Origin of the sequence: Croceitalea marina (assembly GCF_042684265.1) — a bacterium.
Taxonomy (GTDB): domain Bacteria; phylum Bacteroidota; class Bacteroidia; order Flavobacteriales; family Flavobacteriaceae; genus Croceitalea; species Croceitalea marina.
In genome coordinates this window covers 72,383-83,982 of sequence record NZ_JBHULB010000011.1, presented here as the reverse complement: position 1 = coordinate 83,982, position 11,600 = coordinate 72,383, and the positions used below count along the sequence as shown (strand labels likewise).

Annotated in this window: 10 protein-coding genes; 9 read left to right on the top strand and 1 reads right to left on the bottom strand. The window is 38.0% G+C overall.

Annotated features, from left to right (window positions below; all coding sequences use genetic code 11):
• Window positions 1-33 precede the first annotated feature (33 nt).
• From ACFSQJ_RS09340 to ACFSQJ_RS09320, 5 genes are all read left to right on the top strand, one after another.
• The gene (locus ACFSQJ_RS09340; protein WP_377766692.1) at window positions 34-993 is read left to right on the top strand and encodes a septum formation inhibitor Maf; all 960 of its coding nucleotides are present in this window, start codon (window positions 34-36) and stop codon (window positions 991-993) included.
• Window positions 990-1,541, top strand: coding sequence for a mechanosensitive ion channel domain-containing protein (locus tag ACFSQJ_RS09335; RefSeq protein WP_377766691.1), 552 nt, complete (start codon window positions 990-992; stop codon window positions 1,539-1,541). The genes ACFSQJ_RS09340 and ACFSQJ_RS09335 overlap by 4 nt, the downstream gene beginning before the upstream one ends.
• 76 nt (window positions 1,542-1,617) lie before the next feature.
• Window positions 1,618-4,155: a PIG-L family deacetylase gene (locus ACFSQJ_RS09330; protein ID WP_377766690.1), complete on the top strand. Its 2,538-nt coding sequence runs from the start codon at window positions 1,618-1,620 to the stop codon at window positions 4,153-4,155.
• 109 nt (window positions 4,156-4,264) lie between these two features.
• Window positions 4,265-5,998 (top strand): sodium:solute symporter, encoded by a 1,734-nt coding sequence (locus ACFSQJ_RS09325; protein ID WP_377766689.1) that lies wholly within the window; start codon window positions 4,265-4,267, stop codon window positions 5,996-5,998.
• Between the two features lie 88 nt (window positions 5,999-6,086).
• Entirely contained in the window at window positions 6,087-6,554 is a 468-nt protein-coding gene (locus ACFSQJ_RS09320; protein ID WP_377766688.1) for a hypothetical protein, read from the top strand.
• A gap of 7 nt (window positions 6,555-6,561) precedes the next feature.
• On the opposite strand, the gene ACFSQJ_RS09315 is transcribed toward ACFSQJ_RS09320, so the two are convergent.
• Complete coding sequence (locus ACFSQJ_RS09315; RefSeq protein ID WP_377766687.1) at window positions 6,562-7,407, bottom strand: DUF2911 domain-containing protein; 846 nt, start codon at window positions 7,405-7,407, stop codon at window positions 6,562-6,564.
• 216 nt (window positions 7,408-7,623) lie between these two features.
• Here ACFSQJ_RS09315 and ACFSQJ_RS09310 point away from each other — a divergent pair, with 216 nt between their 5' ends.
• The 4 genes from ACFSQJ_RS09310 to ACFSQJ_RS09295 are packed head-to-tail and all read left to right on the top strand — an operon-like array spanning window position 7,624 to window position 11,599.
• Complete coding sequence (locus tag ACFSQJ_RS09310; protein WP_377766686.1) at window positions 7,624-8,121, top strand: SRPBCC family protein; 498 nt, start codon at window positions 7,624-7,626, stop codon at window positions 8,119-8,121.
• A gap of 1 nt (window position 8,122) precedes the next feature.
• Window positions 8,123-8,815 (top strand): SDR family NAD(P)-dependent oxidoreductase, encoded by a 693-nt coding sequence (locus tag ACFSQJ_RS09305; protein WP_377766685.1) that lies wholly within the window; start codon window positions 8,123-8,125, stop codon window positions 8,813-8,815.
• Window positions 8,815-10,119, top strand: a complete 1,305-nt coding sequence (locus ACFSQJ_RS09300; protein WP_377766684.1) for a cryptochrome/photolyase family protein — start codon at window positions 8,815-8,817, stop codon at window positions 10,117-10,119. Before ACFSQJ_RS09305 ends, ACFSQJ_RS09300 begins: the two co-directional genes overlap by 1 nt.
• Before the next feature lie 55 nt (window positions 10,120-10,174).
• Window positions 10,175-11,599: an amidohydrolase gene (locus tag ACFSQJ_RS09295; protein ID WP_377766683.1), complete on the top strand. Its 1,425-nt coding sequence runs from the start codon at window positions 10,175-10,177 to the stop codon at window positions 11,597-11,599.
• Window position 11,600 lies beyond the last annotated feature (1 nt).

Below are 11,600 nucleotides of genomic sequence, written 5' to 3'. Positions count from 1 at the left end.
ATTGTTGGTTAATTTTGGCAAAAACCATTAGTTATGAAAAAGTGGATTCGATTTGAACTTCTCATAGTACTTTTCGCATTAACCATAGTGACATTTGAAAGCTGTAAAGAAAAATCTGGTTCAACTTCTAAAGAATTGGCTCTAAATACAGAAGAAACAAAAAAGGTTGAAAAAAAATCTCCAAAAAAACCGTTGTCCGAAGCGTTTAAAAAGTATTGGTATGCCGGTAATGCTGAAATAACATCATACAAGTTGCAGCAAGCGAGGTATGGCGAACTAAGAGAAGGAACCGCTGTGCTTATTTATGTAACGGAACCTTTTCTACCGGAAGTTCAGGTGAAAGCGGATGGAAGTAATGCAAGCAATGTTCCTGTTCTAAAACTAAATGCTACTAAAAAATATTTAACCGGAATTTACCCCTATTCTATAATGAGCAGTACTTTTTATCCCGTTCATGACAACCAACATGCGCTAAAAACTAGTTTGTCGGTTCAAGAGTGGTGCGGCCATGTCTATTCACAACTTAACAATAGGGAAGAATTTGAATTTACATCACATTCCTACTTTGAGGGGGAAGCAGACCAAAATTTAAAATTAGATAAGGTTATTCTTGAAAATGAAATATGGAACAAAATTAGAATTAACCCAGATAACCTTCCTATTGGGGAAATTGACATTGTACCATCCTTAGAGTTTTTTAGAACAAAGCACCAAGATATGCAAGCGCTAAAGGCCGAGGCCAGCTTAACAACGTCTAACGGAATGAGTTCTTATACTATCGACTATGGTGCCGATATTCGCAAACTGACCATTAATTTCACAACAGATTTTCCATATTCAATAGAAAGCTGGAAGGAAGAGTTCAAGAGCGGTTATGGTCCTAGTGCGAAAATCCTTTCTTCAACAGGAACGAAAATAAAAAGTATCAAAACACCTTATTGGAGGCAAAATTCAAATAAATTTATCGCCTTAAGAGATAGTTTAGGTCTATGATTGCATTAAAAAGCTTTGTTGAAGAATTTCAAAGTGAGTTGGCAGGTACTTTTATTGCATTTGCTGTTTTTCTTTTTCTTCGTTTTTTACTGGTAAAAACGATTAGACGTATTGGTCGTAAAAGCGATATCAATCAGGTAAGAACTGTTTTGGTAGGCAGGTACCTAACCTTTGCCCTAATTACTTTAATTCTTATTGCATTGCTTTTTATTTGGAAAGTAGATTTTAAGGAGTTAGGTCTTATTCTATCATCTTTCTTTGCGGTTTTAGGTGTTGCCTTGTTCGCCAGCTGGTCTATTTTAAGCAATATTACTGCCGGTATTATCTTATTCTTTTATTTTCCTTTTAAAATTGGAGATAGAATTCGAATACTCGATAAAGACTTTCCTGAAGAAGCCATTATTATAGATATTCAAGCCTTTAATATCAATCTTAAAAAGGATGATGGCGAGCTACTTACCTATCCTAACAATTTGTTGTTGCAAAAAGGTGTGGTACTCATTCAAAAACAAGTAGCTACGGGTGAAGACCTTGAACAGCATTTTTAGGCTGTTAAAGAAGTTCTAAATCTAAACTTCTAGGTAGCTAATCTTTCTATATTTGGGGATAATTAAATAACCAACTATGCAATATACAAGGGCTTTTGTTCTAGTCTGTCTATTACTCTGTATAAGTATTACGGCCCAGACTCCAAAAAAGCTATCATCTAACGATATTCATCACGAACTTAAAAAGCTTAACTTCTTGGGTACAGCACTCTATTTAGCTGCGCATCCAGATGATGAAAATACCCGACTAATATCTTATTTAGCAAACCACACCAAAGCGCGTACGGCATATTTATCGCTAACAAGAGGTGATGGCGGTCAGAATTTGATCGGTGCCGAGCTACGTGAATTGCTTGGCGTATTAAGAACACAAGAATTATTGGCCGCAAGAAGAGTTGATGGCGGTGAACAACGATTTACCCGCGCAAATGACTTTGGTTATTCAAAGCATCCTGATGAAACACTAGAGATTTGGAACAAAGAGCAAGTTTTAGGAGACGTTATTTGGACAATTAGAAACTTGAAGCCAGATGTAATCATAAATCGATTTGACCACAGAAGAGCTGGCAGAACCCATGGACACCACACCTCTTCTGCCATATTAAGTATGGAGGCTTTTGATTTGGCAGCGAGTGAAGATGTATATCCAGAACATTTAGAAAGTACAGATGTTTGGCAACCTAAACGTCTTTTTTATAATACCTCATGGTGGCGTTATGGCAGTCAAGAAGCATTTGATAAAGTGGACAAGTCTAATATGTTGAAAATGGATGTTGGCGTTTACTACCCTGCATTTGGTAAATCAAATAATGAAATTGCTTCTTTGGCGAGCAGTCAACATCTCTGCCAAGGTTTTGGTCGCATATCAACAAGAGGTTCGCAAGATGAATACATAGAACTATTAAAAGGTGATTTGCCAGAAAATAAAAACAATATTTTTGATGGTATTAATACGACTTGGTCCAGAGTGAAAGGCGGTGAGGCAATTGGTGAAATTTTATATGAAGTTGAAAAGAATTTTGACTTTAGAAACCCTTCATCGCATATTCCTAAGTTACTAGAAGCCTATACATTACTCCAAAAGGTTGAAGATAAGCATTGGAGAGAACTTAAATCTGAGCATTTAAAGGATATTATTTTTGCATGTTCGGGGCTTTATCTAGAGGCAAATGCATCTAGCTCTTCAGCCACCAGAGGCGAGACCTTAAAAATTGTAGTTGAGGCTTTAAACCGAAGCAATTCTAAAATTAAACTTAATGCTGTGGTAATCGAAAACACAGGTGCTTCGATTCGGCAAGCGGTAAATTTGGCAACCAACAAGAAAGAAAACTTAGAGCTCGATCTTACCATTCCAAAGAACGCGGCATTTACGACCCCATATTGGCTTGATACAAAAGGAAGTCTGGGCATGTATGAGGTAAGCGACAAATCTTTAATCGGTAAACCAGAAACTCCGCCAGCATTTATGGTAAATTATGAGTTGGACTTTAACGGTAGCATTTTAAACTTTAAAAAACCAATAGTCTATCACTATTCGAAACCGGACAAAGGTGAAATTTATGAACCTTTTGTAGTGCTGCCAGAAGTAACATCCAGTTTTAAAGATGACGTTGTTTTATTTGCCGATAATAGTGCAAAAGAGATTACGCTTTCAATCAGGGCAGGAAGAGATAAGATTTCAGGCACGGTAGTTCTGAATCATCCTAAGGGTTGGTCTATTAGTCCGTCCTCAATCGACTTTGAAATTGCTCAAAAAAATGATGTCCAAAATTTTCTTTTTAAGGTAAGCCCTCCAAAACAAGAAAGTGAAGGAAGTATTTTTCCAATAATAACGGTAAATGGAAACTCGTACACTAGAAAGTTGGTCGAAATTAATTACGACCATGTTCCTAAACAATCCATACTACTGCCTTCAGAAACAAAAGTTGTTCGTTTGAACATTCTAAAAAGTGGAAATAATATTGGATACGTCGTCGGTGCTGGCGATAAAGTTCCTGAAAGTCTAGAACAGATAGGATACAACGTAGAAACTATAGCGGTTAACAATATTCAAGAAGGTTCGCTAAGCAAATATGATGGCATTGTAGTAGGAATTAGGGCGTATAATGTGGTTGAAGAACTTAAATTTAAACAAGCTTTTTTACTCGATTATGTCAAAGAGGGCGGAAACCTAATTATTCAATACAACACCGCCGGGCGCTGGAGAGAGCAATTTAAAAATATAGCCCCCTACCCTATTACCATATCTCGCGATAGGGTGACCAATGAAAATGCGGAAGTGGAGATATTGGCCAAGAACCATTCATTGATTAATTTTCCTAATACAATCACCCAAAATGATTTTGATGGATGGGTACAAGAACGTGGTTTATACTTTCCGAATGAGTGGAGTAAAGAATTTACACCTATCTTGTCTATGAACGATGAGGGAGAAAATCCAAAAACAGGAAGTTTATTGGTAGCACCTTACGGAAAAGGGAACTATATTTATACCGGTTTGAGCTTTTTCAGAGAGCTGCCCGCAGGTGTTCCCGGGGCTTATAAATTATTTGCAAATATGCTTTCCATAGGAAAAGAAAACCATCAAACAGAAAATGGAATCAAAGGAAAGTAGCGACAATACCGAATCATTTATTTGGAAAAAGGAATATACCATCGTGTTAGTCCTCAACATGCTTTATATTCTGGTTTTCTACTTTTTAATGAAAGGAAATTTATAGTTTATGGAGTTACTGGACTGGATCGTGCTCGTAGGAACTCTTTTGACGATAGTTGGATACGGAGTATGGAAAACAAAGGGAAGCAAAAGCGTTGAAGATTATGTAAAAGGCGGAAGCGATACCAAATGGTGGACTATAGGGCTGTCGGTAATGGCTACACAGGCCAGTGCTATAACTTTTTTATCTACCCCCGGGCAAGCTTTTCACGATGGAATGGGCTTTGTTCAGTTCTATTTTGGTCTTCCTATCGCAATGATTGTTATTTGCGGCGTATTTATACCTATTTATCACAAGCTTAAGGTATATACCGCCTACGAACTTTTAGAAAAACGTTTTGACTTAAAAACCAGGACCCTAACAGCTATTCTCTTTCTCATACAACGTGGATTGGCCGCTGGGATAACCATATTTGCACCCTCCATAATTTTATCGGCAGTTTTAGGTTGGAACCTACTGACCCTAAATATTATAATTGGAGTTCTTGTAATCTTATATACCGTTTCCGGTGGAACAAAAGCGGTGAGCGTGACACACAAGCAACAAATGTTCGTAATTATGACGGGGATGTTTTTTGTTTTCTTTTTTATTTTAGGTAGTCTTCCATCCGACATTTCCTTTAGCGAAACTTTAAAACTTGCTGGTGCAAATGGCAAGCTGAATATTTTAAACTTCGATTTTGATCCAAAAAATAGATATACCTTTTGGAGCGGTATTACCGGTGGTTTCTTTTTAATGCTGGCCTATTTTGGCACCGATCAGAGCCAGGTACAGCGCTACCTATCCGGAAAATCGGTTAGGGAAAGTCAACTTGGCCTAATTTTCAACGGCATTCTTAAAATACCCATGCAATTCTTTATTCTTTTGGTGGGTGTTATGGTATTTATCTTTTACCAGTATAATCCTTCTCCCCTAAATTTTAATCCAGCGGCTACCGAAGCGGTTTTAAACTCAGCGTATTCAGAAGATTATAAAGCGTTACAAGAAGGTCATATCGAATTACAATTAGAAAAGAAGATGGCGCAAAGCGAGTTTTCTTCGGCGCTCAAGCTTAAAGATTTAAATGCGATAGAACAGGCCAAAATAGATGTTATTGCGGTTAACAAATCAGAAATGGCTGGGCGAAACACGGCAAAAGACTTAATTAGTAAGGCAGATGAAAACGTGCAGACCAATGATAAAGATTATGTATTTATTCATTTCATTTTAAACAACTTGCCAATAGGCCTTGTAGGCTTGCTATTGGCGGTTATTTTATCTGCAGCAATGTCTTCAACTGCTTCTGAATTAAATGCACTTGGTACTATAACGGCCTTGGACTTATATAAAAGAAATAAAAAGGGTGATTTTACCCAAAAGCATTACTTGAACGCTAGTAAATTTTTCACTTTAATTTGGGGTATTATCGCTATTCTTATTGCCTGTGTTGCCGACCTTTTTGATAACTTGATTCAGCTAGTGAATATTATTGGCTCCATATTTTATGGTAATGTTTTGGGCATATTTTTATTGGCGTTTTTCTTCAAATTTGTAAAAGGTAACGCGGTATTTGTCGCCGCAATTATCACCCAGATTATCATCTTTATCCTATACTTTGTTTTGATTGCCCCTTACGAAAGTGGACAAGAAAAACTAGGCTATCTATGGCTTAATGCCATTGGTTGCGGACTCGTTATCGCTGTTGCCGCCCTTATCGAAGCTTTTGACCGAACCTTGCGTAAACCGCCTATCGAAGTTTAATATTCTAAAAGCGTACGATTATCAAAATCCCTGAAAACAGGGTTTATGTGGGTTACCATCCCGACTACTTTAGCATAAAAAACCAGTTATGCATAAAATAGTCTCATTACTTTGTATTACAATTCTTGTTTCATGTAACTCTGTTGGCAAATCGGAATCTATCGCACAACAAGTAACTGTACCCAAACATTATGACAAAGTCGATGTTTTGCCAAATGCAGTGCTCTATGATACGACCTTAGAACTAGATTTTATCAAAACTGCAAATGAAAGGGGTGCAGAATTCATAGTTGCTGAAGTTATTATTACAAGTAAAAGATGGGCGTTAACTTTTAACGAATACGGGCAAATTGTTGCAAGGTCTAGAAGCGCCTCAATGATAGCAAATAAAGAAGATAAGTGCTATGTTCAGAACCTGGTTTTCGAACAAAAAGGTGATGGAGAAAGTTTCAACGAAACCGAAATTGTCAAAAAATCTAATTGGAAAACTTTTAACTGTAATGTATTGGAAAATAAAAACCCTGACACAATTGCCAGGGTTCAATTCGAAAATTAAGTTTTAACTATAAAGCTCCCCACTCTTTTAGCGAATCTTTGTTCATCTTAACATAGTCCATATTGCCTGCTTCTTCGGCAGCGGCAAGTGATTTTTTCGCAGTCGCTATTGCGCCTTTTTTATCACCTGACTTTGCTAGAATTAGAGACTGTTGTCTTAGCTGCCAGAAAGCTGGTTTTTCAACCATCGCCATAGCCTTGTCCATCCATTCTTTAGCTTTTCCAATATCTTTGCCCTCATTGGCATAGTATACGGCAGCTGCATAATAATCACCTGCTGAAGGTCCTGCCATTACTTTTTCGATACTCTTCACTACCTCGGCATCTGTTTTAACTCCGAAAGGAACTGCCACATAAGTGTTCTCCCAAATAATACCAAGATTAGCACCATTATTGGTAACATCATCAATAGTTATTGTGAATGTTTCTACGGGCATATCCATTTTATAAACCGGAACCGTAGTTTTTGCTACTACCTTAGCATCGTCCCAATTTCTTGGGGTTCCTCCACCTTGGGTATCAGTGTAAAAGAATACTTCCCAATTCTCTTTTCCAGGCTTTGTGAAAATTGAGTATGTGCCAGCTTTAACGTCTTGGTTTGCAATAGTTACATCCTTATCAAAACCAATTTTTGTGTAGGCATTCGCTCCCGTTCTCCACAGTTTACCAAAAGGTACCAGATCACCATAAATTGTTCTTCCACGCATTGATGGTCTAGAGTAATCAACGGTAACCTCTGTTAAACCTACCGTCTGCCAAATTTTTGAAGAGGTACTTGGTTGTGGCGTAGTTATCTGTGCACTCAAGGTACATGTCAATAGGGCCACAAAAGAAAATAATACTAATTTTTTCATGATATCAGTGTTTAATCGATTAGAAAACAAAACTAGTTATAATGAAAAGCTGGATATGTTAACAAATGCTTAAATAACAAGCCATTTTAATTTGAAAAATGAGCAGGTCTTGCCAAGTCAACCTTTTTTTCTAAGATGAAAAGTTTATTAATTTTTGTTTAACTTTTCTTATTTCAAATTAAACAAAATTACAATTATATTTGTTAAAATTCTTTTATGAAACTTTACCAATTAAAAGCCAAACAGGCCTTACCAATTTCTAAGATAGAAGCTTGGAACTTTTTATCTGACCCCAAAAACTTAGCTGTAATAACACCAGACCACATGGGTTTTACAATTTTGGACGGGGCTGACAGGCCCATGTTTCAAGGCCAGATTATACAATATATAGTTAGGCCTTTCGCAGGATATAGTACCAAATGGGTTACTGAAATTACCCATGTAAAAGAAGGCGAATATTTTGTAGATGAACAGCGTTTTGGACCTTACGCCTTATGGCACCACAAGCACTTTATAAAAGAAATTGATGGTGGGGTAGAAATGGAAGACATCATTGATTATAAAATTCCGTTCGGGTTTTTGGGGCAATTGGCCTATCCTTTGGTGGTAAAAAAACAATTACAACAAATCTTCGAGTACCGCGAAACAAAGCTTAACGAGTTGTTCGGTAAGCTTGAAGGCAAAAAGAACAGTCTAGAATTAAAATCGATATAATATGCAAAAAAATATTCTACTCGTAGGTGGATCACATGGTATAGGTTTTGAAATAGCTAAAGCACTTCAAGACCAATTTACAATATATGTTGCCTCAAGAACCAACGATGAACTTGGTAATTTAGAAGTTAATTACATTTCATTTGATGCTACCACGGATACCTTTGAAGATTCAGAACTACCAAATGAGCTACATGGGTTTGTGTATTGCCCGGGTAGTATTAATCTAAAGCCTTTTAAAATGCTATCTATTGACACTTTTAAAGAAGATATGGAGCTTAACTTCTTTTCTTTGGTCAAGGTTGTGAAGACTGTTATGCCTAAAATGGCAGATGGCTCAAGTATGGTGTTCTTTAGCACAGTTGCAGTCGCTACAGGAATGCCATTTCACACTAGTGTAGCAGCAGCAAAAGGCGCAATTGAAGGGTTTGCAAAGTCTTTGGCCGCAGAGTATTCGCCAAAGGTTAGGGTAAATACGATAGCTCCTTCATTAGTAGATACGACCCTGGCAAAACGTCTTTTAAACAATGACAGGAAAAGAGAACTTATGAACGAGCGTCACCCTTTAAAAAGAGTTGGTGAAGCAAAGGATATAGCCAATCTTGCCTGCTTTTTACTCAAAGAGGATAGTTCTTGGGTTACTGGGCAAAGTATTGGTATTGATGGTGGTATATCTACCTTAAATGTAAATTAATGGCGAAAAAGGCAAGTGTATTTTGGTATAGGCGCGACTTGCGTTTAGATGATAATGTGGGGCTATACCATGCTTTAAAAGGCGAATCTGCTGTAATACCAATTTTTATTTTTGATACTGAAATTTTAGAAAAACTACCTAAAACCGATGCGCGTGTTGGTTTTATACATCAACAACTGGTGAAAATCAGAAAAAAATTACGGTCAGACTTTAATAGCGACTTGGGCATTTATCATGGAAAACCTGTAGAGGTTTTTGATGCCATGTCTAAGGAATTTAGCATCGATACGGTATTTACCAACCACGATTATGAACCTTATGCGAAACAGCGTGATAAAGAAGTTGCAGAATTCTTGACGGACAAAGGCATCGGTTTTAAGACCTTTAAGGATCAAGTAATTTTTGAAAAAAGTGAGATTGTCAAAGGTGACGGCAAACCGTATGTTGTATATACCCCGTTTAAAAATAAATGGAAAGAACAATTTAATCCCTCAGTAGACTTGGTAGAATATCAACCAGATTTTGCTAACCTCTTACAAAATAAACGCTTTCCAGATTGCAAATTAGAAGACCTAGGCTTTCAAGAATCAGATATTGAAGTGCCCGATTTTGTCGTAACAAAAGACCTGATTCAAAATTATGAGGATACGCGAAACTTTCCGGCCATTAAAAATGGCACATCTAGATTAGGTCCTCATTTAAGATTTGGAACAATTTCTGCAAGAAAAATGGTGAAAAAGGCAATTGCCGAAGAAAACGAAGTTTTTTGGAGCGAACTGATTTGGCGAGAGTTTTTTATGCAAATTCTATGGCATTATCCGCATACCCATAAAAAGGCCTTTAAACCCAAATATGACCGTATCGAATGGCGCAATAATGAAGCGGAATTCGAAAAATGGAAAAATGGCCTAACCGGCTATGCTTTGGTAGATGCCGGTATGCGCGAATTAAATGCTACAGGCTATATGCATAACCGCGTTCGAATGTTGGTCGCGAGCTTTTTATGCAAGCATTTATTGATAGATTGGCGCTGGGGAGAAGCCTATTTTGCCGAAAAGCTTTTAGACTATGATATGAGTGCCAACGTCGGTAACTGGCAATGGGCTGCGGGCAGTGGTGTTGATGCTGCCCCGTATTTTAGAATTTTTAACCCCATGACCCAAGTTGATAAGTTTGATAAGCAAAAAGGTTATATCAACAAATGGGTGCCTGAACTTCAAGAGCTCAGCTACCCTGAAAAAATGGTGGATCATAAAATGGCGAGGGAAAGGTGCTTACAAGTTTATAAAGAAGCGGTTGGCTAATACTTTTTCATTACTTTAGAGATTCAGTTTTTTAAAGTAACCAACACCTATAAAAATGAAAAAAATTATCCTATTTGTCGCTTTATTTACGTGTATTGGAAGCATAGGCCAAAAATTAAACCCCAACAAAAAAGCAATCATTGCCTCTATTGAAAAACACCAGGCCGAATTGATAAAGATCAGTGACTCTATATGGGCACTTGCAGAAACCGCTTTTAACGAAAGTGAATCTTCACGTATTCTTGCTGACTATGCTGAAAAAAACGGACTTAAAGTTACTCGGGGGGTCGCCGATATTCCAACGGCCTTTACGGCCACTTATGGTTCGGGCAAGCCAGTAATAAGCATTCTTGGCGAATTCGATGCCCTGCCAGGTATTTCACAGAAAGCTTCCCCGGTTAAAGAGCCTTTACAACCCGGAGCTGCTGGTCATGGTTGTGGCCACAATATGTTCGGTACTGCAAGCTTAGGTTCGGCAATAGCCATTAAAGAACTTATGGACCAAGGAAAAATAAAGGGTACTGTCAAATTTTTAGGAACTCCTGCAGAAGAAAAGTTCTTTGCCAAAGTTTGGATGGTAGAAGCTGGGCTTTGGAGCGATGTAGATGTTAATATTAGCTGGCACCCCTCCTCAGGCATAGAGGCCGATGTGCAAAGTGGCTTGTCATTAATAGACTTTATTGTAGAATTCTATGGCCAAACCGCTCACGCCTCCGCAGATCCCTGGAACGGACGTAGCGCCTCTGATGCCCTAGAGCTATATACAACTGGTATTAATTACTATAGAGAACATATTTTGCCCACTTCGCGAATCCACTATCATATTCAAGATGGCGGGCAAGTCGTAAATGTAGTGCCAGATTATGCAAAACTATGGGTGCGGGTACGTGACCCAAAACGGAAAATTATGCTGCCCACCTACGAACGCGTTAAAAAAATGGCCGAGGGTGCCGCTATTATGGCCAATGTTGATTATAAAATCTCTTTGGTTTCGGGTATTTATGAAACCTTGGTAAATCGCTCCGGTGGTGAAATTATGCAGAAAAACCTTGAGCTTTTAGGCCCTATTACCTATACGGAAGAAGAAACGGCTTTTGGCAAAGCGATACAAAAAGCAACTGGCAAGCCAGAGATAGGTATGGATAGTAAAATTTATCCTTTAAAAGAAACCGAAAAAAATCCTGGTGGAGGTTCTACAGATGTAGGTGATGTAAGCTGGAACGTTCCTAATATCAATTTAGGCGTTACCGTTGCGCCAAAAGATACCCCTTGGCATTCTTGGGCAGTTGTAGCCTGCGGCGGAATGAGTATTGGCCATAAAGGTATGGTCTATGCCTCAAAAGCTATGGGTATGACCATGGTAGATTTATTTACAAATCCAAAACTTGTTGAAAAAGTAAAAGAAGAATACAAAACCCGAAAAGGAGATGAAGTCTATGAGGCTATGATAGACGGTCCCCCACCTATCGGAAAAGATTAAA